Below are 24,755 nucleotides of genomic sequence, written 5' to 3'. Positions count from 1 at the left end.
AATTGAACCCGATGGTAGCCCTCATCGCCGCTATCGGCGTTGCACTATGGTTTGAAGTGATTTATGCCGGTTTTGAAATTTTCTTCAGCGAGGGAAAATCAAGGGCTAATGCTAGGTATGCAAGCCTATTCGCACCGCCACCATCCTTGTCACCACCACAAACAGGAGACAACAGAGATGGTTTGGCAACAGGTCTACGACCCCCTATCGAATATGTGGCTATCCACATTGCTTGCGGCCATTCCGGTCGTGGTGATGCTGGTGGGCCTGGGCTTTCTGCACATGAAGGCCCACCTGGCCGCAGGCGCGGGCCTGATTGCAGCGCTGCTGATCGCAGTCTTTGTCTACAACATGCCCGGCGAAATGGCGGGGCGTGCCGCCTTGTTCGGCGGCTTCACCGGCCTGCTGCCCATTGGCTGGATCGTGCTGAACATCATCTTCCTGCATCAGCTGACCGAGCAGAACGGCAGCTTCAAGGTGCTGCAGGATTCGCTTTCCGGCATCACCGAAGACCGCCGCATCCAGCTGCTGCTGATTGCCTTTTCTTTCGGTGCCTTTTTCGAAGGCGCTGCCGGCTTCGGCACGCCCGTGGCCGTGACGGCCGCCATTCTGATCGGCCTGGGCTTTTCGCCGCTGGCGGCATCCGGTCTGTCGCTGATCGCCAACACCGCTCCCGTGGCCTTTGGCGCCCTGGGCACGCCCGTAATCACGCTGGCCAAGGTCCATGGCTACGATCTGATGGAAGTGACCGCCATGATCGGCCGCCAGCTGCCTTTCTTCTCAGTGCTGGTGCCGTTCTGGCTGATCTGGGCCTTTGCCGGTCGCAAGGGCATGATGGAGATCTGGCCCGCGATTCTGGTCACCGGCCTGTCGTTTGCCATTCCCCAGTACCTGGTCTCCAACTTCATCGGCCCAGAGCTGGTGGACATCATCGCGGCCATTGTTTCCATGGCCAGCCTGATCCTGTTCCTGCGCGTCTGGCAGCCCAAGAAGATCTGGACCTCGGCCTCGCTGCGCGGCAAGGATGTCAGCGCCTCCGAAGTCAAGCCGCCCCAGCCCGTAGCCAAGCACAGCAGGAGCGCGCTGATCGCCGCCTGGACACCCTGGATCATTCTCTCGGTGTTTGTGTTCATCTGGGGCCTGCCTCCGGTCAAGGCCTGGCTCAACAGCCTGTTTGCCCCCGCCTTCCCCATGACGGGCCTGCACAACCTGATCGAAAAAATGCCGCCCGTGGTGCCCCAGCCGACCAAGGAAGGCGCGGTCTACACGCTGAACCTGCTGTCGGCCACCGGAACAGCCATTTTGCTGTCTGCCATCGTCAGCGCCTTCGTCATGAAGTACAACCCAGTGACCATAGTGCGCACCTTCTTCAAGACCACCTGGCTGGTGCGCTACTCGCTGCTGACCATCGTGCTGATGCTGGCCCTGGGCACGCTGACACGCTACTCGGGCACAGACACCACCCTGGGCCTGGCCTTTGCCAACACCGGTGTGTTCTACCCCTTCTTCGGCACGCTGATGGGCTGGCTGGGCGTGGCGCTCACGGGCTCGGACACGGCATCCAACGTACTGTTCGGCGGCATGCAGAAGGTCGCCGCCGACCAGTTGGGCCTGTCCCCCAACCTCATGGGTGCCGCCAACAGCTCTGGCGGCGTGATGGGCAAGATGATCGATGCGCAATCCATTGTCGTGGCTTCGACCGCCACACGCTGGTTCAACCGCGAGGGCGACATCCTGCGCTATGTGTTCTTCCACTCGATTGCCCTGGCCTGCCTGATGGGTCTGTTCGTCACCATGCAGGCCTATGTCTGGCCGTTCAAGCTGATGGTGAATTGACGCGCCCCCTGAGCCGCTTTGCGGCTTCCCCCCAGGGGACGGCAACGTCGGCTAGGCACCCCCGCCGCGAGGCGGCGGGGCCGCCCAGGCTCTTGCTCGTTGCCCCTGGGTTACGCCGTGGCGGTTTAAAGCACCGCGCTCAAAACCCGCCCTCAAGCCGGTAATGAGCTTGTCCATAAAAGCCGCAGCGCCCAAGGCCTGCGGCTTTTTTATGTTCCAAGAATTCCATACTTCTCCTTAATTGGTATTACCAATTAATTTCAAAAATCAAGGGAAAACCATGAAATTCAAGACTTATTTCGCTCCATACAATCCACTCCACTTGAAATCGACCGATATTGGTAATACCAATTTAGCAGGCAAGACTGGAATAGCTCAAGCCAGCCTATGGCGCGGCACAGCCGGCTTTGCGCACGGTCATTTTTGAAAATTTGACGGGGAAGACTTCTGGACAGTCAGGAGGGTTGCCCTCCCCGCGCATATCCAGGAGATCAAGGCAATGCAAGAAATCTGGTCGCAGAACTACGACCCCGCAGGCAATGTGTGGGTGTCGGCGCTGGTGGCGCTGATACCCATCATCTTTTTCTTTCTCGCGCTGACCAAGCTGCGCCTGAAGGGCTATGTGGCGGGCACCATCACGGTGGCACTGTCTCTGGCCGTGGCGCTGCTCTTTTATCGCATGCCGGTCGCCAACGCGCTGGCCGCAGGCGTCTACGGCTTCTTCTACGGTCTGTGGCCGATTGCCTGGATCATTGTCGCGGCGGTCTTTCTCTACAAGATCTCGGTCAAGACCGGGCAGTTCGACATCATCCGCTCGTCGATTCTGTCGGTCACCGAAGACCAGCGCCTGCAGCTGATCCTGGTGGGCTTTTGCTTCGGTGCCTTCCTTGAGGGAGCTGCCGGTTTCGGCGCCCCCGTGGCCATCACGGCGGCGCTGCTGGTGGGCCTGGGCTTCAGGCCTCTGTATGCAGCCGGCCTGTGCCTGATCGGCAATACCGCCCCCGTGGCCTTCGGCGCCATGGGCATTCCCGTCATCGTGGCCGGTCAGGTCTCGGGCGTCGATGTCATGGCCATCAGCCAGATGGCCGGCCGCCAGTTGCCGTTCATGACCATCATCGTGCTGTTCTGGCTCATGGCCATCATGGACGGCTGGCGCGGCGTCAAGGAAACCTGGCCTGCGGTACTGGTGGGCGGCGGCAGCTTTGCACTCGGACAGTTTCTGACGGCCAACTACATCGGCCCCGAACTGCCGGACATCACTTCGGCAATCTTCGCTCTGGTGACACTGACCACTTTCCTCAAGTTCTGGCAGCCCAAGCGCATCTTCCGCTTCGACACCGAGCCGGGCGCAGCCAAGATCCAGACGACGGCCCCTGCCAAGCTGACGACCGGCATGGTGATCAAGGCCTGGTCGCCCTTCATCATCCTCACGGCCATGGTGACCATCTGGAGCCTCAAGCCCTTCAAGGCGCTGTTCGCCTCTGGCGGCGCACTGTCCGGCACGGTCTTCAGCATTCCCGTGCCCATGCTGCACAATCTGGTGCAGAAAATGGCTCCCGTCGTTGCCACCCCCACGCCCTATGGCGCGGTCTACTCCTTCAACTGGCTGTCGGCCACGGGAACCGCGATCCTGATCGCTGCCGTGCTCGCCATTCTTTTGCTGCGCCTCAAGCCTGCCGTGGCAGTCCGGACCCTGGGCGAGACCTTCAAGGAACTGGCACTGCCCATCTACTCCATCGGCATGGTGCTGGCCTTCGCCTTCATCGCCAACTACTCCGGCCTGTCCACCACGCTGGCCATGGCGCTGGCTCATACAGGCAAGGCCTTTGCGTTCTTCTCGCCCTTCCTGGGCTGGGTCGGCGTGTTCCTCACGGGATCCGACACCTCGGCCAATGCGCTGTTCGGCGCGCTGCAGGCCACGACGGCAGCGCAGCTGGGACTGCCCGAGGTTCTGGCCGTGACGGCCAACACCACCGGCGGCGTGACCGGCAAGATGATCTCGCCCCAGTCCATCGCCATTGCCTGCGCAGCCGTCGGCCTGGCCGGCAAGGAATCGGACCTGTTCCGCTTTACCGTCAAGCACAGCCTGGCCTTCCTGGTGCTGATCGGCATCATCTGCACGCTGCAGGCTTATGTGTTTCCGTGGATGATTCCCACCACCTGAAACTCCTGCCAAACCCCATGCCCGCCATCCGCCTGTCCGACCGCGTTGCCCAGCAGTTGCTGGAGCTGATCCAGAGCACCCAGCTCCAGAGCGGCGCCAAGCTGCCGACCGAACGGGCGCTGGCCGAGCAGTTGGGGGTTTCGCGCACGGCGCTGCGCGAGGCCATACAGAAACTTGCCAGCCGAGGTGTGCTCGAAAGCCGCGTGGGTGCCGGCACATTTGTCGGCTCGCGCGTGCCCCTGTGGCACGAACAAGCCGTCGCACCGCTGGAATCCTTGCTGCGCGACGACCCCCAATACCGCTACGACGTGCTGGAAGCACGCCAAGCTCTGGAGCTCAGCACTGCCTGGTACGCGGCCCAGCGTGCCACCGACAAGGACAGGGACCGCATCCGCCGCTGCTTTGACGACATGCTGCGCCACCAGCAGGCGCGCGATGCCGCCAGTGCGGCCCGCTCAGATGCGCAGTTCCATCTGGCGATTGCCGAGGCTTCGCACAACGCCGTGCTGGTTCAGCTCATGGGCAGCCTCTTCGAGCTGGTGCTGGGCACCGTGGCCCAGAACCGGCGCCTGATGTTCGTGCATGATGATCTCTCGACGCTGGAGCACCTGACTGCGCAGCACCGCAATCTCATGCAGGCCATTGTCGACGGCGAGCCGGAGCAGGCCAGAAGCGCCATCGGCCAGCACCTGGCCTATGTTCACGAAAAGCTGTCCGAGTCGGATGCCGAAGCGGCCCGACGCAAGCGGCTGGATCGTTTCTCCTCTTCCTCCGCCATTTTTTCATGATCATCTCCTCCACCACCGACTACCGCGCGGCTGCGCAAAAGCGCCTGCCGCCCTTTCTGTTCCACTACCTCGACGGCGGCGCCTATGCCGAGAAGACGCTGGCGCGCAATGTCGACGACCTGGCCGACGTAGCCCTGCGCCAGCGCGTGCTCAAGGACATGAGTCAGCTCGATACCAGCATCGAGCTGTTCGGCGAAAAGTTCTCGATTCCCGTGGCGCTGGCTCCCGTGGGGCTGACCGGCATGTTCGCCCGCCGCGGCGAAGTGCAGGCCGCCATGGCCGCCGACAAGAAGGGCATCCCCTTCACCATGTCCAGCGTCTCGGTCTGCCCCATCGAGGAAGTCGCGCCCAGGCTGGGCCGACCGATGTGGTTCCAGCTCTATGTGCTCAAGGACCGGGGCTTCATGAAGAACGCGCTGGAGCGCGCTCAGGCAGCGGGCGTCTCCACCCTGGTCTTCACCGTGGACATGCCGGTGCCCGGCGCCCGCTACCGCGACGCGCACTCGGGCATGAGCGGCCCCAACGCCGCCATGCGCCGCTATCTGCAGGCCGTGACCCATCCGCACTGGGCCCTGGACGTGGGCCTGATGGGCCGCCCGCACACGCTGGGCAATATCTCCACCTACAAGGGCCAGAACGTCTCCCTCGAAGACTATATGGGCTATCTGGGCGCGAACTTCGACCCCTCGATCTCGTGGTCGGACCTGGAGTGGATCCGCGACTTCTGGAAGGGTCCCATGCTGATCAAAGGCATCCTCGACCCCGAGGACGCCAGGGATGCCGTGCGCTTCGGCGCCGACGGCATCATCGTCTCCAACCATGGCGGGCGCCAACTCGACGGCGTGCTCTCGTCGGCACGCGCCCTGCCTGCCATCGCCGATGCCGTCAAGGGCCAGATCAAGATCCTGGCCGACTCGGGCGTGCGCAACGGCCTGGACATCGTGCGCCTGCTGGCCCTGGGCGCGGACTGCACCATGATAGGCCGCGCCTTCGTCTACGCGCTGGCCGCCGAGGGCGAGGCCGGTGTGAGCAATCTGCTGAACCTGCTCGAGAAGGAAATGCGCGTGGCCATGACGCTGACCAGCGTCAAGAAGGTCTCGGAGATCACGGGCGATCTGTTGGTAAGGGACTGATCCGTGCAGGCCCCGGCCCTCGGCCGGGCCTTGCGGCGATCATCGCGCCGCGCCCCGCTGTCCCAGCCAGATGCCGCCCAGGACCAGGGCCACGCCAGCCATCTGCACGGCCGTCAGCGTCTGATCCAGGAATGCCCAGCCCAGCAAAATCGCCGTCAGCGGACTCAGAAAACCCAGTGGCGCCGCCATGTTCGGCTCCAGCCGGGCAATGCCGCGAAACCACAGCACATAGGTCAACGCCGCGCCTACCAGACCCAGCCAGGCCAGTCCGATCAGATGGCCCGGTGTGGGCGCCGGAAAATCCGGTCCGGCCCACAGCGCCACCGGCAGCAGCAACAGCCCGCCGGCCGTGAGCTGCCAGGCGGTGAAGGTCAACAGCGGTACGGGAGCGCGCCACTTGCGCGTGAGCACCGTGCCACAGGCCATGGAAACCGCTGCTGCCAGGCCCGCCGCAATCCCCGTTGCATCCAGCCTCACACCAGGCGTGAGCACCAGCAAGGCCACACCCGCCAGACCGGCCAGGGCTCCCAGCACCGAGGCCGGCCGCAGCGCGCTGCCCAGCACCCAGGCCGCAAGAAACACCACCACCAGCGGCTGCACAGCCCCGACAGTGGCGGCCGCCCCTCCCGGCAGGCGGTAGGCCGAGACGAACAGCATGCTCCAGAACACCGAGAAATTGAGCGCTCCCAGAATGAACACCCGCAGCCACCACACGCCCTGCGGCAGGCGCCGTGCAAATGCCAGCAACAACAGGCCGGCGGGCAACGCGCGCAGCAATGCCACGGTCATCGCGGGCACCTGCGGCAGCAGCTGCGTGGTGACGATGTAGCTGCTGCCCCAGATGGCGGGTGCCAGCGCCGTCAGCAGCAGATCGCGCGCCTGGGTCCGCCTGAACGCAAGCGCAGATTGGCCGGCGCTCATGCGAACTCCAGCACCTGATCCAGCGGCCGGCGTGGCTTCTGCGGCCAGTTGCCGGGCGCAGCACGGCCCACGGTGACGAGCATGACCGGCACCTCCTCGCTCGCCAGACCGAAGCTCGCCGCCACGCCTTCGGCGTCGAAGCCGGTCATCGCACAGGACGCCAGGCCCAGCGCCTGCGCCGCGTGCATCAGCGTCATGGCGCCGAAGCTGGCCGAACGCAAGGCCTCGTCGCGCACCGCCTGCGCGCTGGCGTACTGCTGCTGCGCGGCCTGCAGCCATCCCTGCGCCATGGCGGAAGGCATGAAGCCCGCGTCCACAGAGGGCTGCAGCCGTTCGGCAAGCGCCTCGGGGTCGGCCAGCACGCCGCAGACGATGAAGCAGACGGCCGCCTCCTGGACCTTGGCCTGGTCCTGCGCCACGGCGCGCAACCTGGCCTTGGCCCCAGGCGTGCGCACGGCGATGAAGCGCCAGTTCTGAAGGTTGTAGGCCGTAGGTGCGCGCGTAGCCAGCTGCACCAGCCTTGATATGTCGGCATCCGCCAGATGGTGGGAGGTATCGAAGCGGTTGGCCGAGATGCGCTGCTCGATGAGGGTGAGCGTGGGATGAAGTGTCGTCATGGCACGACTGTAGATAATTCACCCCGAATTGATAATTAGCGATTATCAAAATAAACCATTCACTATCAGAGAAGAATCGCATGGACCGATTGACCGCCTTGCAAGTCTTTCATCGCGTCGCGCAGCGGGGCAGCTTTGCCGAAGCCGGCCGCAGCATGGGCCTGTCGCCGGCCGCGATCAGCAAGAACATCGCCGAGCTGGAGGCCCATGTGGGCACACGCCTGATCCAGCGCACCACGCGGCGCATGGCGCTGACGGAGGAAGGCCGCCTGTATCTCGAGCATGTCACGCGGGCGCTCGATGCGCTGGCCGATGCAGACTCAGCGCTATGCCCGTTCAAGGCCGCGCCCAGCGGCCTGCTCAAGGTCAGCGCGCCCATGACATTCACGCTGACGCAGATCTCTTGCGCGCTCCCCGCCTTCCTGGAGCGCTACCCCGGGCTACAACTGGACCTGCACCTGGACGACAGACGCGTCGATATCGTGCGCGAAGGCTTCGATCTGGCCATACGCGGCAGTGACCGGCTCGAGGATTCCTCGCTGATTGCGCGACCGCTGACAACCATGTCGCATGTACTGTGCGCCGCGCCCGGCTATTTCGAGAAGCGCGGCCGCCCGCACACGCCTGCCGACCTCAACGGCCTGGAGCACATACGCTTTAGCCTCTCGGGCCATGCAGATGTCTGGGAATTTGAGCAAGGCGGACGCATGGAGCGCGTGGCGGTCAATGCGCGCTACTCGGTGTCCTCAAGCCTGGCGGTGCGCGATGCATTGCGCGCGGGCTTTGGCGTCAGCCTGATCCCGCTGCCCTATGTCGAGGAAGACCTGCGCACGGGCCGGTTGCAGGCAGCCCTGGAAGACTGGAGCACGGTGAAGACCGCGCTCTATGCCATTTATCCGTCGCGCCAGCATATGACGCCCAAGCTGCGGGCGCTGCTGGACTTTCTGGTAGCGCAGTTCGATTCTGGCAACTGAGCGCCTGGCCGGTTGACCGGTCGGCATTCAGCGCCGGCGCTGGCTCTGGATCTGCTCCGGCCCGGCCACCAGAGCACCGGCGCCGCGCACTTCCAGCGCGATGCTGTCCAGCACCTTGCCGGAGGCATCGAGCAGCTCCAGCCTGTGGCGCCCCGGCCAGGGCAGCCAGCCCAGCTGACTGCCACGCCCCAGCTCGCGCTGCACTTCCCGCATCACGGGTTGCGCATTCTTGTCGCCAGCCGCAGGCGGGCCGTATTGCCGGGTCACCAGCCGCCAGCGCAGGCTGCCGTCACGCCAGTCCTGCTCGGCCGCCATGCCGGCCTGGCGCGCCACCAGTTGCACGCGCTGGCTGTCAGGCGGAATATCGGGGTCCAGCGCCAAAATGGTGCCATTGGCCGGACGCGAGATACGCACAGCGGCCGCAGCCGCAGCGCTGCCGGACTTGCTGCCTTTTTGCCTGACCAGGCTTTTCTGCTCTGCACTGCCAGCCACGTGATCCATGGCAAACAGTGATTGCTCGGTCCCCGCCACAAACCATTCCTCGCGTGCGCTTTCGATAGGCATGGCGCCGCTTGTCAAAGCACCGAACTGCACTTGCTGCTGCTGCACGCCAGCGGGTGGCCGGGGTGCATGACTGGACACATTGCGATGCAAAAAGCCCATGATATCGGCCCAGATGGGTGCTGCCCCGCTGGTGCCGCTGACCGAATGCATGGCCTCGCCACCCGCATTGCCCACCCACACGCCCACGGTGTAACGCTCGGACCAGCCTACGGCCCAGTTGTCGCGCATATCCTTGCTGGTGCCGGTTTTCACGGCCGTCCAGAAGCGCGTGGCCAGCACGCTGTCCGTGCCGAAGGTCGGAGCCCGCGCCATATTGTCGGAGAGAATGTCGCCCACGATAAAGGCTGCCCGCGCATCCAGTGCCTGCACCGCGTCGTCGCCGGTTTTGCCGCCGGCCTTGCGGCTTTCAGTCTGAGGCAAGGCCCAGCTCACGGGACGATATTGACCGCCATTGCCCAGTGCCCGATAGGCATTGGTCAGATTGAGCAGCGCGACCTCGCTGCTGCCCAGCGCCAGGCTGAAGCCGTAGTAGCCCCCGCTTTCGCGCAGCGGCAGGCCCAGTTTCTTGAGCTGCTCGAAGAAAGCGTCGGGCGTGATCATGACCAGCGTGCGCACCGCAGGCACATTGAGCGAGGACGCCAGCGCCGTGCGCGCCGACACCCAGCCCTTGAAGCGCCGGTCGTAGTTCTGCGGAATATAGAGGCCGTTCTGCGTGGGAATATGGGCCGATGAATCCTCGATCAGCGAGGCGGCCGTGATGCGCTTTTCGGCAATCGCCTGGGCATAGAGAAAAGGCTTGAGCGTGGAGCCGGGCTGACGCAGCGCAGTAACGCCATCGACCTCGGACGCCTGGCTCAGCGTTCCTGAGGAGCCCACCCAGGCCAGGATCTCGCCGCTGCGATTGTCCAGCACCACGGCCGCACCATCTTCCACATTGCGGCCCTGCAGCTCGCGCAGATGCTGCTGCAGGCTGGCCACGGCAAAGCGCTGCAAGGGTGCGTTCAAGGTTGATCGCACCTGCTCCTGCCCCCTGTTCTGGGGCAGCGCCAGCCAGCGCCGCGCGAAATGCGGGGCCACGCCCTCGCTGGACAGCCATTGGCGCCGCTGCAGCACGCTGGAGGTATAGAGCTGCATGGCCGAGCAATCCTTGGCCGCCACATCATCGGGCACCATCACCTGCAGCACACCGCAGGCACGCTGGGCCACACGCTCGACCGAGGCATTGGGCGCACGCACCAGGGCTGCGGCAATGGCGGCCTCGCGAGCATCCAGCCCATGAGCTGCCTTACCGTACAGGCTTTGCGACAGCGCAGCTATACCCACGATCTCGCCGCGAAACGGCACCAGGTTCAGATAGGCCTCGAGAATCTGGTCCTTGCGCCAGCGCCTGTCCAGCACCTGGGCCGCCACGGCCTGACCCACCTTCTGCACCACGCTGCGCCCGCCCGGTCCCTGACGCCAGTCGCCATCGAGCAGACCGGCGAGCTGCATGGTGATGGTGCTTGCGCCGCGCGTGCGCGTGTTCCAGAGATTGCCCCAGGCGGCCGCAGTGACGGCAGCCCAGTCCACACCGCTGTGCTCGTAGAAGCGCTTGTCCTCGCTGAGCACCAGGGCCGTGCGCAGTGCCGGCGAGACATCGGCCAATGCCACCCAGGGACCGCGGCGCACCGTGCTGTCGGTTCGCAGGCGCTGCAGCACCTCGCCCTCACGCGAAAGCAGCAGGGTCTCCGACGAGCGATGGTGGCTGCGCACCTCGTCATAGCTGGGCACCGCATGGCTGCTGGCGGCCAGACCCAGCCATAAAGCGGCCGTCATGCCGACGGCCCGCCAGGACTGCTTCATTCTCGGGGGCTGGAAATACCGCTGCATGCCTTGTTCCATGTCTTTGTGCGCTGTTGGAAGTCAGCAGGCATTGTCCCAAAGATGGCCCGGCAAACAGACTGCTCAGACAAGCGGCAACAACAAAGCGGCTTCTGCGAGCCGCTTTTTCGAGATCAATGCCCTTCAAGCCGTGAACTTCTTGATCTTGAACGCCAGTATCACCATCAGCACACCGAAGATGACGGCATAGGTCGCCAGCACCCACAGCATGGCCATCATGCCCGCGCCGGGTTGCATCAGCACGAAGATGCCGAACAGCACCGAGAGCAGCCCCCCGAGCACCAGCACCCATTCGCCTTGAATTTCCTTGCGCAGACGCAGCGCCGCGACGATCTGCAGCACGCCGGTCATCAGAGCCCAGACACCGATATAGATGGTCAGCACCAATGCGGTGATCGCAGGGTTGATGACCGTGAGCACCCCCACCACCACACCCGTCAGCCCCCACAGCAAAACCACCCACCAGTGGCGCGACTGCTGGCGGCTCTTGATGGCGGTGTAGATGCCCAGCAGGCCGTCGACAAACACATAGGCGCCAAACACCAGCACCAGCGCGGCGGCAGATGCTGCGGGCTGCATCCAGGTCAGCACGCCGAAGATGATGGCGGCGGCGCCGCGCAACAACAGCACCCACCAGCTACGGTGCAGCATGATGGACATGGACGGAATTTCTACAGGCATGAAGACTCCTCTCTTTTAGAACGTGTTTACGTTCTCAGGGTTTCACAACAGTGCGACTTGTGCAGCCACTCGTCTCTCGACTCCAGCTCCGACCCTAGCAAGAAGCTCAGCCCAGCGTCAACATCACCGGCTGGTGGTCGGACGCCTGTGTGGCGCTGTCCACACGCCAGGCCTGCACATGCTGGCACAGGCTGTCGCTCACCCACAGCAGATCGCAGGCCCCGGGCTCTGCTCCCCAGGTCCGGTCCACCAGTCTGAAGGTAGGGGGCTGCGGCTGGCCGGGGTGCAGCACATCCCAGCTATTGCGCCACTGCCCGGCCTGCAGACAGCCTTCCTCACCGGCAGCCCAAGGAGTGGACAGAACGGCATATTCGGGTTCGTGCGGCTCGAAGTTGAAATCCCCGCAAAGCACTGCATGGCGTGTATGCGGCTTGGTTTGATAGGGCGAGCCATCGCTGGCCGGCTGCGGCGGGGCATCGGCCAGCGCACAGGCCTGCATCTGCAGGGCACGCAGTGCGCCGGCCTGCGCCATGCGCTGACGCGACGAAAAATATTCGAGATGCGTGGTCATGATGCGTACCGGCCCCAGCGCCGCGTCGTCGACCGTGACCACAGAGCACATGCGCTGCATGCAGCGCATATCGGCCTCTGCCGGCATGGGCAGCAGATAGTGCTGAACCAGCCGCACCGGCAGCCGCGTGGCAATCAGATTGCCAAAACGCTGATGGCCACTGGACGTGAACTCATCGACCGATGCGCCAAAGAAGATCTGCCAGCCCGGCAACAGCGCCTTCAGCTCGGCCGGCTGGTCACCGGGCCGGCCCTGCAGATCGGGGTAGTTGACGGCGATTTCCTGCAGGCACAGCACATCCAGTCCGCCGGCCTGCTCGCCCATTTGCAGCGCGTGACGCACGATGCGTTCCACACTGACCAGTCCATCCATGCCGCAGCACCATTGCACATTCCAGGTCAGGATATTCATCTTGTCGCGTCTTTCCAGATTGAAAATGGCTGAAGCCCTGGCAGCCACTATTTTTTCAGCTGCTGATCAGACCAAGGTCTCGCGCAACTGGAACACATTGCCTTCCCTGTCCATGGCATTGCAGGCCGCAAAGCCAGGACCTTGCCAACGCTCGTCAAACACCTGTCCACCCAGCGCCTGCGCAGCACTTTGGGCCTCGGCAATCGCCGGCACGGTGATGAAGAACTTGAGCGCCACATCGGCACGGCGCTGCGGTGGCGTGCCGATCCTGACCCGCGCCGCAATCTCGGCAGGCAGGGCGTGAATCACCAACTGCAACGCGGCGGACTCCAGCACGATGACGTGCTCGTCCTCATGCAGCCGCTGCATGCCCAGAACCTGCTCATAGAAACTTGCCAGACTCTGGAAATCCTTGGCATAAATCAGAACACCAGCAGCAGCGGGACCAGGCATTGTCAACTCCTCAAATGGTTTGACTGTATCCCAGTCACTTGATGCCCGCGCGCATGAAGCTTTGCACGAACTGGCGCTGGAACAGCAGGAATGCAATCAGCAGCGGCCCTGAAGTCATCAGGGTGGCGGCGCAGATGGTCGACCATTCCACGCCCGACTCCACGCTGGAGAAAACCTGCAGCCCTACGGTGAGCGGACGAGCCTGCACGCTGTTGGTGATGATCAGCGGCCAGAGAAAATTATTCCAGTGAAAGCTCACCGAAACCAGCGCAAACGCGGTGTAGACCGGCCTGGCCAGCGGTACGTAGACACGCCAGAGAATCTGCAGCGTGCTGGCACCTTCCACGCGCGCGGCTTCGTCCAGCTCGCGGGGTATGCCCATAAAGGTCTGGCGCAGCAAAAAGATGGCAAAGGCCGAGGCGAAATACGGCAGACCTATGCCCACCAGAGTATCGACCGCTCCCAGCCCGGACATGGTCTGATAGTTCGCCACCAGCAGGATGTCCGGCATGATCATCAGCTGTATCAGCACCAGCGCAAACGCCACATTGCTGCCGCGAAAGCGCAAGCGTGCAAAGGCAAATGCAGCCAGCGTGGACAGCAGCAGTTGCACCGCCAAAATCATGGCCACCAGCAAGATGGTGTTGAGAAAATAGCGCGCAAACGGTGCGGCCTCCCAGGCATGGCGGAAGTTCTGCAGCGTCCAGGGCGCCGACAGATCCAGGCGCGTGGACGCATCGGAGGGGTGAAACGCCGTCCAGACCGCATAGGCCAGCGGCAGCAGCCACAGCAGCGCCAGCGTCCAGGCGGCCAGGGTGTCCAGCCATGAAGCGCCATAAAAGCTCACGCCCTGGCTTGCCCGGGCGCTCCTGCGCCCTGACAGAAATGAAGCAGCGGTCATTGATAGTGCACCTTTTTGTCCAGCACGAAGAACTGGAACAGCGCCACGGCAGCCAGCACCACGACCAGCACCACGGTGATGGCCGCTGCATAGCCGGTATCCCAGAACTTGAAGCCCACTTCGTAGAGGTGATAGAGCAGCAGCGTGGAGGCATTGTCCGGCCCGCCGCGCGTGAGAACGAACACATGGTCCACCAGCCGGAAGGCATTGATCACGGCGTTGACCAGAATGAACAATGTGGTCGGCATGAGCAGCGGCCACTGCACGCGGCGCAGGAAATACCAGCGCGATGCGCCTTCGATGACCGCCGCCTCCTTGAGGCTGGGATTGAGCGTCTGCAGCGCGGCCAGATAGAAGATCATGAAAAAGCCGGCCTCCTTCCACACTGCCACCGCCGTGATGCAGGCCAGGGCCGTGGATGGATCGCCCAGCCAGTTGTGCGCGCCCAGACCCAGTGCGCCGCGCACCTGCTCCAGCAGTCCGTACTGAGGCGTGTAGAAGAACAGCCAGATATTGGCCACTGCAATCATGGGCAGCACCGTGGGCGTGAAATACGCCATGCGCAGCAAGGCCCGCCCCGCGAGCTTCTCGTTGACCCACAGCGCCATCAGCAAGGCCAGCCCCATGGACAGTGGAATGGTGGCAGCGGCAAACCAGAGGTTATTGCGCACGGCCTGCCAGAACACGGGGTCATCGACCATGAGCGCATAGTTTTCAAGCCCCACCCATTCGCCGGACTGGCCGCCACGACCCGTGGCATGCAGGCTGTCGATCAACGTGGACAAGGCCGGCCAGTGCGTAAAGCCCAGCAGCAGCACCAGTGCTGGCATGAGCAGCAGCCAGGCATGCACGGCCTGCTTTCGCGCTGCGGCCTGCGCCAGCCTGCGGACGGCCCCGGATGACAAGGGCGCCGCCATGGTGCCCTTGCCGGTTTCAAGCGCCGGACTACTCATTACTTGTAGCGACGCAGAATGCGCTCGGATTCCTTTTGCGCGTCGTCCATGGCCTGGGCTGCGGTCTTGGTGCCGCTCAGGGCCGCCTGAATCGCATCATTGAGCACCTTGGTCACACGCTGGTTCTCATGGGTGGAATACTCGGCCACCGACACGGGCAGTTGATCGCGCGCAACCAATGCCTGGGGAAATTCCTGGCCGTACTTCTTGAGTACGGGCGTCTCGTAGGCTGCAGGCGAGACAGCCACATAGCCGCTGTCCATGCTCCACTGCGCGGCACGCTCTGGCTGGGTCACCCATTTTGCAAACTCGAACGCAGCCTGCTGCTGCTCCCTAGGCGCATTCTTGAAGATGTAGAAATTGCCCCCACCCGTGGGCGAGCCCTTGCGGACATTGCCGGCGATCTGGCCCACGCCGAAGTCGAACTTGGCATTGGCGCGGATATTGGTGAGATTGCCCGTGGTCGTCACGATGATGGCGGCCTTCTTTTCCATGAAGTCCCTGGGCGTCGTACCCCACTCCACCACACCTGCAGGGTGCACGCCTTCCTTGACCAGGCTGACCCAGAAGTTCAGCGCCTCCACCACCTTGGGGTGGTTGAGCATGACGCGGGTGCCGGACTCATTGGCCAGCAGCACATCATTGGGCGTGGTCAGGGTCTGCAGCATCCAGTAGCCAAAGCCGGTGGACGGAATCTGGATGCCGTATTGCACGACCTTGCCGCTGGCGTCCTTCCTGGTCAGCTTGTGGGCGGCCTCCCTGAGCTCCTTCCAGTTCTGGGGCGCCTTGTCGGGGTTCAGGCCGGCCTCCTTGAATGCTTCCTTGTTGTAGTACATCACCACGGTGGAGCGCTGAAAGGGCACGCCCCATGTCTTGCCTCCGGTCTGGCTGTTGGCCATGAAGGCCGGGTAAAAGCCCTTGAGCCAGGCCTTATCGGCATCGGTCTTCACGAAGTCGTCAATGGGCGCAATCGCGCCCTCGTCCATCAGCGTGAACATATCGGTGGACAGCAGCACCGAGGTCGCTGGCGCCTTGCCGGCCTTGTGCGCCGTCAGCGCCTTGACGATGGTTTCCTGATAGGTGCCCGCATAGATGGGCGTGAGCTTGTATTGCGGATGCGCCTTGTTGAAGTCCGCCGCATAACCGTCTATCACCTTGGTGATGGGGCCGCCCACGGCCACGGGGTAATAGAAAGGCACTTCCAGCGGGGACTGCGCAAGAGCAGTGCCCGCCAGGCCAAGGCCGGCGACAGCGGCGAACAGGCCGTGAACAAAGGTTTGACGACGCATGGGAATCTCTCCTCGGGATTGGCAGACAATGGAAAATGCCGGCGGCTCAGGCTGCGGCCAGCAAGGAGCGGGCGGATTCAACCGCCTGCCCGCAAACATGAATGCGCCCGCCCTGCGCATCGAACCAATGCGCAGCTTGCTGCGGCCAGTACAGGACCACGCCTTGTCCGGACCGCAGATCGGCATGGGCATGGCCGGGCACACGCGCCGTCAGCAACTCACTGCCCACCTGGCAGCGCAGCACCAGATCGGCACCCAGATATTCAAAGCCCTGTACGGTGGCCGGAATACCGTTGCCCAGCCCCTCGTTGCCGCTGGCATCACCTGCCACGGCAATCACCTCGGGCCGCACGCCCAGCGCCTGCGGATAGGCGCTGCCAGTCACCAGATCCGGTGCCACGACCACATCGCTGCCGGCAATCCGGTTGCCTTGCAGGGCAACGATGTTCATGGCGGGCGTGCCGATAAAGCGAGCGGCAAACGTGGTTGCGGGCCGGGCATAGATCTCGCGCGGCCCGGCGGCCTGCTCCACCAGGCCCTTGTTGAGCAGCACCACCTGATCGGCCATGCTCATGGCCTCGGCCTGATCGTGGGTCACATAGACCACCGTGAGACCCAGACGCTGCTGCAGCTCGCGCAGCTCGGCGCGCATTTCCTGGCGCAGCTGAGCGTCGAGATTGGACAGCGGCTCGTCCATCAGACAGACCCTGGCCTGCGCCACCAGCGCACGGCCCAGTGCCACGCGTTGCTGCTGGCCGCCCGAGAGTTGCCCGGGCCGGCGCTCCAGCAGCGCCGTCAACCCCAGCAGCTCGGCCGTCTGCTCAAGACGCTGCTCGCGCTCGGCCCTGGCAAGCTTGCGCACCTGCAGACCGAACTGGATGTTGTCGGCCACGCTCAGGTGCGGGAACAGCGCATAGTTCTGAAACACCATGGCAATGCCGCGCTGCGCGGGCGGCAGATGGGTGACGTCGCGGCCATCGATGCGCACCGACCCCGAGCTAGGCGTGTCCAGCCCGGCGATCATGCGCAAGGTGGTGGATTTGCCGCAGCCCGAAGGGCCGAGCAGGACGCAAAACGAGCCTGGTTCAATGCGCAGATTCACGGCATGCAGGGCCGTGGCGTCACCCCAGGATTTGGCGACGTTCTCCAGCTCGATCAAAGACATCGCGCCAGTCTAGAAAGACTGGATGACAGCCGCGTGTCAACCCTCGGCGGTATCAAAAACAGGAGCTACCTTCGATCGATATTCATAGATTTCAGATTGAAATACCTTTGAATCAACCTGTTCAAAGGCGTAAACAGCTTCTCTATTAATAGCGCCCATGCATGAAAAAGCCCCGGCTGCTGGCGCAGACCGGGGCTTGGCGTAGGGCCTAGAAACCGCTCGGGGCTTACTTGGGCATCACCACCTTGAGCTTGGCGTTGGGAATCTCGCCAAACATCTCGGGCGCATACAGCGCTTCGGCACGCGTGGGCGGCAGGGCGAATTCACCGGCATTGTTCAGGCGCACGGTGTATTCGACCTTGGTCGTCCCTGCGGGCAGGTACTGATAGTAGGCACGGTAGGACTCGAAGCTGCGCTCTTCATAGGCCAGCCAGCCGGCGCCCTCCTGCTTCTCGCCCTTGGACGCGATCTCCGAATCACGGCCCAGGCCGCCGCCCAGAATGGTCGCCCCTGTGGGAACGGGATCGGTGATCGCCACCCAGGTCATATCGGTCTTGGCCTGCACTTCCAGCGTCACGCGCAGCACATCGCCGCGTGTGTACTGGCCGCCACCAAACAGACCCTTGTCGGCCTGCTCCACAGGCGTGACGGTCTTCTTGATGGTGTAGCCGGCGCTGAACGGGGCCTTGAGGGCCACGGCCGCCACCGACTGCACGGTCAGCCAGGGCTTGCCCGTGCCTTGCTGCGTCACGCTGAGCTGCCCCTTGCCAGCCTTGGCCCAGGGCATGAACATGGTGTTGTTCATCAGGCCGCCGGCGCGCACGGGCTCGCCGAAGACGCTGTTGGAATGGGCCGTGCCCTGCGCATCCTCGGACGTGGCACGCCTGACATCGGCCCAGTTCACCTTGGCTTCGTTGCCGTTCATGCTGGCCACGGTGCTGCCGGCCACGGGCTCGGACTCGAACTTCTGCGAGAAGCGACGCAGCGCCAGAGCTCCCCAGAGGTTGGCCGTGGTCGTGTTCCAGGCACCGGACTGCTGACGCGCGATAAAGCCGCTGACCAGACGCGGCATGTCTTCGGCCCATGCGGGGTCGTTGATGGTCGCCAGAATCAGGCGTGCCAGATTCACGTCCGGGCCCTGCATCAGCCACCACCAGCTATCGTCCTGATCGGTCGAGAAGCCGGCACGCGTGCCGTTGTAGGTCAGGCGGGCGCGCAGGATCTGCATGGCCTGTGCCAGGCGCTCGTCGCGCTGCGGCGCATCGCTCATGCGCTGCAGCAGCATCACCCAGTCGATGACCGTGTGCGTGGGCCACTGGTTGGGCGTGGCATTGATGCTGTCAAGCATGCGCGGCGTGGCCTTGCCCGACAGTGCCAGCGCGGCAATCGCCGCCAGCTTGCGCATTTCCAGATCCTTGCGCGGACTCCAGAAGTTGCGCTGGATGCGGCCTTCCACAAACGCAATCAGGCCATCCTCCATGCGCGCGCGTTCGGCGCCGGGGATCACGAAGCGCTTGTCAACGCCCTGCGCCATGGCCGACAGGTTAAGCAGATGCGCAGTCAGCGTATCGCTGCCGCGGCTGACCGATCCGTCCTGGGGCGGGAAGTAGTTGGCCAGGCCGTCACCGTCCAGATAGTTGGGCAGCTGGGCCATGGTGCTGCCCCACAGCTCGGCGTTGTTCATGCCGACGGCCTTGCTGGTGGTCTGCTCCAGGCAGGAGTAGGGATAGCGGGCCCACCAGTCGCGCACGCCGGGCAGACCTTCGGTCAGCTTGGGCACCAGCGACATCTGCACTCCGCCACGGCCTGGCAGGGCATCTGCGGGCGGATTCACGGGCACGCTATAGCTGCCGTTGACCTGCACCAGCGTGGCCTGCTGCACCGACAGCGGCACGGCGGGCACGATGCGCTGACTGATCTTGAGCGCATCCTGCGCCGCATCGGCACCGCCAGCGGTGTCGCGCGCGGAAATCTCCCAGATCAGCGCCTCGGCACGCGTTCCGGAGAGCTGGGCCGGAGCCTTCACATCCCAGGCCACTTCACGCGCCTCGCCTGCGGGAATCTCCACGTTCTGGGCCTTGAGCTCCAGCATGGTGGCACGCGGCGTGACCTCCACCTTCATGGCCTTGGCCGAGGTGTTGCGCAGCGTGATCTGAGCGCGGAACTGATCGTCCTCGCGCACCAGCGGCGGCAGGCCGCTGATGATCTGCAGATCCTGCGTGGTACGGATCGCCGCCTGGCCAGTGCCGAACAGGCTCACGCCCGCATCGGCCACGGCCACCACCTGGAAGGTGGTCAGGGCGTCGTTGAGCGGCACCTCGATCAGCGCCATGCCGTTGCCGTCCAGCACCACATCGGGTTTCCACAGCAGCAGGGTGTCTAGCAGTTCGCGCGTGGGGCTGCGGCCACCGCCACCACCTGCAGGCACGGCCTTCTTGCCGTAGTGGCGCCGGCCGATCACCTCCATCTGGGCCGTTGCCGTCTGCACGCCCCATTCGCGGCGTGTCAGCATGGCATCGAGCAGATTCCAGCTGCTGTTGGGCATCAGCTCCAGCAAGGCCTGGTCCACGGCCGCCAGTGCCACATGGGCACCTGCAGCGGGCTTGCCATCGGGCAGCGTGGCCTTGATGGTGACCTTGGCCGTGCCGCGCACCTTGTAGCTGGACTTGTCCGAGGACACCTTGACGTCCAGCGTATTGCTCTTCAGGCCCACGCGAATTTCGGACATGCCGAAACGGAAGGCAGGCTTGGAGAGGTCCACCATGGAAGTCGGCGCGATGAATTCCTTGCCGTCATTCCAGAAGGCACGCCACCACTCCATGGGCGACTTGAAGCCCCAGGTGAAGAAGCTGTACCAGGGCACTTCCATCAGGCGGCCGCGCAGCGCCAGCACGCTGACATAGGCGTTGGGGCCCCAGTTATCCTCGATCTTGACGTCCACTGTGGGGTTGTCACCCGCCAGCTCCACCACCTGGGTGCTGACGACGCCTTCGCGCTCCACGGCTACCAGCGCCGTGGCGCGGCGGAAGGGCATGCGCACCTGAAAGCGCGCCGTCTCGCCGGGCTCATAGCTCTTGCGCTCGGACAGCACGTCCATGCGGTCGTGGTCTTCGCCACCGAACCAGAGCTCGCCCTGGCCCGTGACCCACACCGAGGTCGCAGCCTGGCTGCTGCGGCCTTCCTTGTCGGCAGCCTTGACGATCAGCTCCACCTCGCCGGGCTGGGACAGCTGGGCCTCGCATTGCACCAGGCCATGGCTGTCGCTGGTGCCCGAGCACACGGTGCCCAGATTCTTGAGCGTGGTCTGGTTGTCGTAGCTGTAGAAGCCGCCCACCAACCGCTTGCGGCTGGAGGTGGTGATGCGCGCCACGGCCTCGACCTTGACGGGCACGCCGGCCTGGGCCTTGCCGGCCGTATCCAGCGTCAGCGCCTGAAAGCGCAGCTTGCGATCCACCGAGATCCAGTTCTCGGAGCGCACGCCTGCCACCACGGCAGCCGGCCAGATGGTGCGCGTGCTGCGCAGGGTCTGCACCTCGCCGTTCGGGTCGGCATAGGTCGCTTCCATCAGCAGCTCGCGCGGCTCGCCGGACTTGGGCAGCTTGTCGATGGCGACCTTGCCCAGACCATTCTTGTCCAGTGTCACGGGCAGCTTGTCGGCCACGACCTTGGTGTCGTCAGCCGCTGTGCTTTCCTCGTCGTCGCTGCTGCCCACGTCCTGGGCGCTGCGCGGCGGGTTGAAGCTGAAGCCATCCCAGCCCGCGAAGTCCAGTGATTTGGAGCGCAGCAGAGCCGACACCTTGACCGGCAGATTGGCGGCAGCGCCGCCCGAGACATAGTTGATCTGCACTTCGGCAGGCACGCTGCTGACAGCGTAGAGCTGCTCCTTGCCGGCCGGGCCCACACGCCCCTCCATCACCGGAAGGCGGAACTCCTCGACACGGAAGATGCCGGTGCTGAAGCTGGAGCGGCGGCCGCTGCCATTGGTATAGCCCAGCTCCACCGCATATTCGCCGAGCTTGGCGGCCTTGGAGATGGGGAACTCGCTGCTCGCGCTGCCATTGGCATTCCAGCTCAGGGCCTGGGTAAAGCGCTGGCCACTGCCCAGATGGGTGATGGTCAGGCGGTCAGGCTTGTCCTGGGTCTGTTCAAAGCCCGTGGAGTTCTTGCCGGGGCCCGTCAGAGCACGCAGAAAGTGCTTCATGGACACGGTTTCGCCGGCACGGAACAGCATACGGTCAAACACCGTATGCGCCACTTCGTCGCGCTTGCTGCTGGAGCTGGTCGGCACATTGAAGCGCCAGGACTCTATGCCCTTGTTCCAGTTGCTCCAGACAAAAGCCAGCTCCTCGCCAGCCTCGGTCTTGGCCCGAGCACTCACGAAATAGGAGTTGCTGCGGTAGTAGCCGTCTTCGTTGCTGCAGGAAGGCGGATTGGGGTTGAGGCCGTTGAAGGTCACCAGACCTTGGGCATCACTGACGGCCGAAGCAATCGCCTGACCATTGCAGTCCGAAACCTGCACCGTGGCGCCCGGCACCACCTTGCCCTTGTCCAGCGTCGTCACCCAGGCCACCGAGTTTTCGCGACCAAGCTTGAAGTGCACGGCCAGATTGGTCACCAGCACCGAGGTACGCACATACATGGTGCGGCCCGCGCCATAGCCTTCGTCGAGCAGCGACTGGCCCAGCATGGGCGAGGCGATCTCCACCACCTGGAAGCCCGGATTCAGCGGAATACCGACGACCTCGAAGGGGCGCGGATCGCTCTTGGCCGCCTTGGGCAGCTCCAGCGTCTGGGTCTGGCTCTGGCCGTCCAGCAGCGACAGCATGCGGGTCTGCACCCAGTGCTTGTCGTCGTTGATGACCGGAGGCAGCACCTTCACATCGCGTGCAGCGCGCTTGCGCTCCACGCTGTAGCTGTCATAGCGCTCGACCTTCTTGAGCCAGGCGATGATGTCGGCATCCGAGCCGCCCTTCTTGGTACGCACCACGCTGGCGTCCAGCGACTTGCCCAGGAGCTGCGGCTCTACATTGCGCAGCGTCACGGGCAGCAGCGCCGGTCCCTTGGGGCCTTCGGCAAAACGCTCGACGATGCCGAAGGGCGCCGCGGCAAACTTCACCAGCGGCGGCATATTGCCCGTGGCCGTGGCCAACGGGAACAGATTGGCATTGCTCAGCGTGCGACCTGCGGCATCCTTGAACTGCGGCGGCAGCTCCACCACATACTTGGAGTTCGGCTGCATGGTGGCGGGAAAGCTCACGCTGTCCACCAGCGAATCCTCGGCCAGCTTTTCGCCGTTCTGCTCGATGATGGGTGCCACGGCCGAGGCACCGCTCTTGAGGCGTATGCCTTCGATCAGCTTGCGCGGCACCGGCGCGCTGAAGGACAGGCGCATGGGGCGGATCGGCAGGCAGGCGGCATTGGCGTTCTCGCGCTCGCAGCTGAAGTCGGCGCTGAAGGGCTGGCGCACCTGGTACTCGTAGCGCTGTTCGTCCTTGCTGACCAGGCCGTTGGCCATGGCCACGCCCTTGCCATAGACCAGGGTCATCTTGCTGCCCGAGGTCAGGCGGCGGTTACACGCCAGCACCGCGAAGTTCTGCGGGTTCTTGGCGGCATCCTTGTCCCAGTGGCGCTGCTTGAGCACGGCCTCGCGGTCCTTGCCCTCGATCAGTTGCACGGGGATGCGCTCACCCACGCCTTCGGAGGTACACCAGACGCGCTGCTTGAGGCTGTCGACAGATGCCGCGCCCGTCAGGCGCAGGGCAAAGTACTGCTGCTCGTCCACCTCTTCATAGGTGTCGGGCGCAATGCTGGCCACCTGCGGACCGCCGGTCTGAAATTGATAGCTGGCTGCGCCCGTCACAGCTGTACCCGTGACGGTCTTGAACTGAGGGTTGAGCTGTGCCGTGCAACGCACGCCAGCGGGCAGGTTCTGGGCAAAATCGAATACCCATTCCTTTTCGCTGTTCCAGCGTCCCGTTCCCTTGGCGGCCTGGGCATCGCTGCACTGCAGATTGACCGGCGCGGCGGCCTTGGGGTCGCCAAAGCGCACGGCTGCCCCATCGAACTGCACCACGACCTGGCCCACCTTGCTCACATCTCCCTGCGGGCTGAACTGGCGCACCCCCACGGCATGGGCCGCCGTGGCCGCCAGGCCCCACAACAGACCTGCATTCAGCAGCTTGCGCCAGTGCGGCGCGATCTGCTCCCTCTTCCTTCCCTCTGCATAAGGCACAGTCATACAGTCACTTTCTTTTCGGGCAGGCATGGCGCCGGCCCTGGCTGTTTGAGTCTGAAGTCTGGAATCAGCGACGCAGCAGTGCAGGACGGCAGAAGGCAAAAAGCCCCGCCTCACAAGTGAAGCAGGGCCTTGAGCAGGTGCCGCACGCGCGAAACTACTGCGGCTGGAAACCGCTGCGCTGAATGATACCGGCCCAAACCCTGGAATAGGCGGCCTCACGCTCCCCCAACTGGCGGGGATTCATGTATCCAACTGTAAGCCCCAATGCCGTCAGCTGCGCGTAAACGTCACGCTGCTTGAGCACATTGCCAACGGCTGCAGAAAAGCGCTCGACAAAGGCCTGGGGCACGCCCTTGGGCGCAAAAATGCCGTAGTAAGGCATGTCCTCGAAGCCCTTGATGCCCTGCTCCAGCAAGGTCGGCACTTCGGGCATGGAGGCCTGACGCTTGGCGCCCAGCACGCCGATCACGCGCAGCTTGCCAGCCTTCTGGTTCTCCATGAAGTCGGGCACCGAGGCAATGCCGGCAGGAATCTGATTGCCCAGCATATCGGCCAGCAAGGGAGCGCTGCCGCGATACGGTGCGGCCACCAGATCGAGCTTGTAGTGGTCGGCCAGGATCTTGACAAGAAATTCGGGCGTCGATGCCGGAGCCGGAATGCCGATGGTGCCGTTCTTGGCACTGCCCCTGGCCCAGGCCGCGTACTCGGCCAGATTCCTCACCGGCGTGTTGCTGGAGACGGCCAGCGCATTCACGAAAGTGGCGACCCCCGCCACGGGAATGAAGTCCTGCTGCGGATCGAAGCCCGGCTTTTTCACGACCTTGGGCAGGATGGAGATGGTGTGGTCATGCGTGAGAAACAGCGTATGGCCATCGGCAGGCGAGGCCTTGAGCAGTTGCGCTGCAATCTGGCCGCCGGCCCCGGGGCGATTCTCCACCAGCACCGTCACGCCGCCAAGCTCGTCCTTGAGCTTGTCAGCCAGCAGGCGCGCAATCGCATCCGAGCCACCGCCGGGTGGAAAGCCCACCAGAATGCGGATGGGCTGGCCCGACGAGGCCCAGGCCACCGAGCCCAGGGCAGACGCGGCAGCCGCTCCCACTCCGGCCTTCAGCCATTGACGACGAGTTTGCGTCATGTGTTTTCTCCTTATGCTTTTTCCAGACTAACCAAAACAAAAGCGCCCGGCAAAGGGCGCTTTCAAGGCGTGAACGTTAC

General features: G+C 64.0%; 18 protein-coding genes. 6 read left to right on the top strand and 12 right to left on the bottom strand.

All coding sequences use genetic code 11. The features are described from left to right. The first annotated feature begins 177 nt into the window (after nt 1-177). The 5 genes from DFO48_RS07090 to lldD all read left to right on the top strand — a co-directional run bounded on the left by DFO48_RS07090 (nt 178) and on the right by lldD (nt 5,921). Nucleotides 178-1,836 (top strand): L-lactate permease, encoded by a 1,659-nt coding sequence (locus tag DFO48_RS07090; RefSeq protein WP_003076703.1) that lies wholly within the window; start codon nt 178-180, stop codon nt 1,834-1,836. Between the two features lie 280 nt (nt 1,837-2,116). After that, nucleotides 2,117-2,263, top strand: a complete 147-nt coding sequence (locus DFO48_RS25260) for a hypothetical protein (protein WP_158545658.1) — start codon at nt 2,117-2,119, stop codon at nt 2,261-2,263. Between the two features lie 72 nt (nt 2,264-2,335). Further along, entirely contained in the window at nt 2,336-4,000 is a 1,665-nt protein-coding gene (gene lldP / locus DFO48_RS07085; RefSeq protein ID WP_114862956.1) for an L-lactate permease, read from the top strand. 17 nt (nt 4,001-4,017) lie between these two features. Further along, nucleotides 4,018-4,788 carry a transcriptional regulator LldR gene (lldR, locus tag DFO48_RS07080; RefSeq protein WP_003076706.1) on the top strand — a complete coding sequence of 257 codons (771 nt, stop codon included), beginning with the start codon at nt 4,018-4,020 and terminating at the stop codon, nt 4,786-4,788. Further along, nucleotides 4,785-5,921: an FMN-dependent L-lactate dehydrogenase LldD gene (gene lldD, locus DFO48_RS07075; RefSeq protein WP_114862955.1), complete on the top strand. Its 1,137-nt coding sequence runs from the start codon at nt 4,785-4,787 to the stop codon at nt 5,919-5,921. The genes lldR and lldD overlap by 4 nt, the downstream gene beginning before the upstream one ends. 39 nt (nt 5,922-5,960) lie before the next feature. On the opposite strand, the gene DFO48_RS07070 is transcribed toward lldD, so the two are convergent. Continuing rightward, nucleotides 5,961-6,842: an EamA family transporter gene (locus DFO48_RS07070; protein WP_114862954.1), complete on the bottom strand. Its 882-nt coding sequence runs from the start codon at nt 6,840-6,842 to the stop codon at nt 5,961-5,963. Next, nucleotides 6,839-7,459 (bottom strand): nitroreductase family protein, encoded by a 621-nt coding sequence (locus tag DFO48_RS07065; protein ID WP_114862953.1) that lies wholly within the window; start codon nt 7,457-7,459, stop codon nt 6,839-6,841. Before DFO48_RS07065 ends, DFO48_RS07070 begins: the two co-directional genes overlap by 4 nt. An 80-nt stretch (nt 7,460-7,539) precedes the next feature. Between DFO48_RS07065 and DFO48_RS07060 the strand changes: the two genes are divergently transcribed. After that, the gene (locus DFO48_RS07060; RefSeq protein WP_114862952.1) at nt 7,540-8,433 is read left to right on the top strand and encodes a LysR family transcriptional regulator; all 894 of its coding nucleotides are present in this window, start codon (nt 7,540-7,542) and stop codon (nt 8,431-8,433) included. Between the two features lie 27 nt (nt 8,434-8,460). Here DFO48_RS07060 and pbpC read toward each other — a convergent pair whose 3' ends face one another. From pbpC to DFO48_RS07010, 10 genes are all read right to left on the bottom strand, one after another. Beyond that, nucleotides 8,461-10,839, bottom strand: coding sequence for a penicillin-binding protein 1C (pbpC, locus tag DFO48_RS07055; protein WP_233506341.1), 2,379 nt, complete (start codon nt 10,837-10,839; stop codon nt 8,461-8,463). A 162-nt stretch (nt 10,840-11,001) separates the two neighbouring features. Beyond that, on the bottom strand, nt 11,002-11,559 hold the full coding sequence (locus DFO48_RS07050) for an HdeD family acid-resistance protein (RefSeq protein WP_012837236.1): 558 nt from the start codon (nt 11,557-11,559) through the stop codon (nt 11,002-11,004). Between the two features lie 106 nt (nt 11,560-11,665). Next, complete coding sequence (locus DFO48_RS07045; RefSeq protein ID WP_114863113.1) at nt 11,666-12,541, bottom strand: endonuclease/exonuclease/phosphatase family protein; 876 nt, start codon at nt 12,539-12,541, stop codon at nt 11,666-11,668. A gap of 66 nt (nt 12,542-12,607) precedes the next feature. Beyond that, nucleotides 12,608-12,994: a VOC family protein gene (locus tag DFO48_RS07040; RefSeq protein ID WP_114862951.1), complete on the bottom strand. Its 387-nt coding sequence runs from the start codon at nt 12,992-12,994 to the stop codon at nt 12,608-12,610. 34 nt (nt 12,995-13,028) lie between these two features. Beyond that, nucleotides 13,029-13,895 carry a carbohydrate ABC transporter permease gene (locus DFO48_RS07035; RefSeq protein WP_003076722.1) on the bottom strand — a complete coding sequence of 289 codons (867 nt, stop codon included), beginning with the start codon at nt 13,893-13,895 and terminating at the stop codon, nt 13,029-13,031. Further along, nucleotides 13,892-14,848, bottom strand: a complete 957-nt coding sequence (locus DFO48_RS07030) for a carbohydrate ABC transporter permease (RefSeq protein WP_233506340.1) — start codon at nt 14,846-14,848, stop codon at nt 13,892-13,894. The genes DFO48_RS07035 and DFO48_RS07030 overlap by 4 nt, the downstream gene beginning before the upstream one ends. Further along, on the bottom strand, nt 14,848-16,137 hold the full coding sequence (locus tag DFO48_RS07025) for an ABC transporter substrate-binding protein (protein ID WP_114862950.1): 1,290 nt from the start codon (nt 16,135-16,137) through the stop codon (nt 14,848-14,850). The genes DFO48_RS07030 and DFO48_RS07025 overlap by 1 nt, the downstream gene beginning before the upstream one ends. 46 nt (nt 16,138-16,183) lie before the next feature. After that, on the bottom strand, nt 16,184-17,302 hold the full coding sequence (locus DFO48_RS07020; RefSeq protein WP_114862949.1) for an ABC transporter ATP-binding protein: 1,119 nt from the start codon (nt 17,300-17,302) through the stop codon (nt 16,184-16,186). A 226-nt stretch (nt 17,303-17,528) separates the two neighbouring features. Continuing rightward, nucleotides 17,529-23,540 (bottom strand): alpha-2-macroglobulin, encoded by a 6,012-nt coding sequence (locus DFO48_RS07015; protein WP_114862948.1) that lies wholly within the window; start codon nt 23,538-23,540, stop codon nt 17,529-17,531. Nucleotides 23,541-23,694: 154 nt separating this feature from the next. Then, nucleotides 23,695-24,675, bottom strand: coding sequence for a Bug family tripartite tricarboxylate transporter substrate binding protein (locus DFO48_RS07010; protein ID WP_003076732.1), 981 nt, complete (start codon nt 24,673-24,675; stop codon nt 23,695-23,697). Nucleotides 24,676-24,755: the final 80 nt, after the last annotated feature.

The organism is Comamonas sp. AG1104 (genome assembly GCF_003350425.1).
Taxonomy (GTDB): domain Bacteria; phylum Pseudomonadota; class Gammaproteobacteria; order Burkholderiales; family Burkholderiaceae_C; genus Comamonas; species Comamonas testosteroni.
This window is presented reverse-complemented; position numbering and strand designations above follow the sequence as displayed.

What these genes read in the sequence shown, in the direction of transcription:
- DFO48_RS25260 (WP_158545658.1), top strand. Translation starts at nt 2,117, where the DNA reads ATGAAATTCAAGACTTATTTCGCTCCATACAATCCACTCCACTTGAAA.
- DFO48_RS07035 (WP_003076722.1), bottom strand. Translation starts at nt 13,895, where the DNA reads ATGACCGCTGCTTCATTTCTGTCAGGGCGCAGGAGCGCCCGGGCAAGC.
- lldR (WP_003076706.1), top strand. Translation starts at nt 4,018, where the DNA reads ATGCCCGCCATCCGCCTGTCCGACCGCGTTGCCCAGCAGTTGCTGGAG.
- pbpC (WP_233506341.1), bottom strand. Translation starts at nt 10,839, where the DNA reads ATGAAGCAGTCCTGGCGGGCCGTCGGCATGACGGCCGCTTTATGGCTG.
- DFO48_RS07060 (WP_114862952.1), top strand. Translation starts at nt 7,540, where the DNA reads ATGGACCGATTGACCGCCTTGCAAGTCTTTCATCGCGTCGCGCAGCGG.
- DFO48_RS07050 (WP_012837236.1), bottom strand. Translation starts at nt 11,559, where the DNA reads ATGCCTGTAGAAATTCCGTCCATGTCCATCATGCTGCACCGTAGCTGG.
- DFO48_RS07045 (WP_114863113.1), bottom strand. Translation starts at nt 12,541, where the DNA reads ATGAATATCCTGACCTGGAATGTGCAATGGTGCTGCGGCATGGATGGA.
- DFO48_RS07020 (WP_114862949.1), bottom strand. Translation starts at nt 17,302, where the DNA reads ATGTCTTTGATCGAGCTGGAGAACGTCGCCAAATCCTGGGGTGACGCC.
- DFO48_RS07025 (WP_114862950.1), bottom strand. Translation starts at nt 16,137, where the DNA reads ATGCGTCGTCAAACCTTTGTTCACGGCCTGTTCGCCGCTGTCGCCGGC.
- DFO48_RS07030 (WP_233506340.1), bottom strand. Translation starts at nt 14,848, where the DNA reads ATGAGTAGTCCGGCGCTTGAAACCGGCAAGGGCACCATGGCGGCGCCC.
- DFO48_RS07015 (WP_114862948.1), bottom strand. Translation starts at nt 23,540, where the DNA reads ATGACTGTGCCTTATGCAGAGGGAAGGAAGAGGGAGCAGATCGCGCCG.
- lldP (WP_114862956.1), top strand. Translation starts at nt 2,336, where the DNA reads ATGCAAGAAATCTGGTCGCAGAACTACGACCCCGCAGGCAATGTGTGG.
- lldD (WP_114862955.1), top strand. Translation starts at nt 4,785, where the DNA reads ATGATCATCTCCTCCACCACCGACTACCGCGCGGCTGCGCAAAAGCGC.
- DFO48_RS07065 (WP_114862953.1), bottom strand. Translation starts at nt 7,459, where the DNA reads ATGACGACACTTCATCCCACGCTCACCCTCATCGAGCAGCGCATCTCG.
- DFO48_RS07040 (WP_114862951.1), bottom strand. Translation starts at nt 12,994, where the DNA reads ATGCCTGGTCCCGCTGCTGCTGGTGTTCTGATTTATGCCAAGGATTTC.
- DFO48_RS07010 (WP_003076732.1), bottom strand. Translation starts at nt 24,675, where the DNA reads ATGACGCAAACTCGTCGTCAATGGCTGAAGGCCGGAGTGGGAGCGGCT.
- DFO48_RS07090 (WP_003076703.1), top strand. Translation starts at nt 178, where the DNA reads ATGGTTTGGCAACAGGTCTACGACCCCCTATCGAATATGTGGCTATCC.
- DFO48_RS07070 (WP_114862954.1), bottom strand. Translation starts at nt 6,842, where the DNA reads ATGAGCGCCGGCCAATCTGCGCTTGCGTTCAGGCGGACCCAGGCGCGC.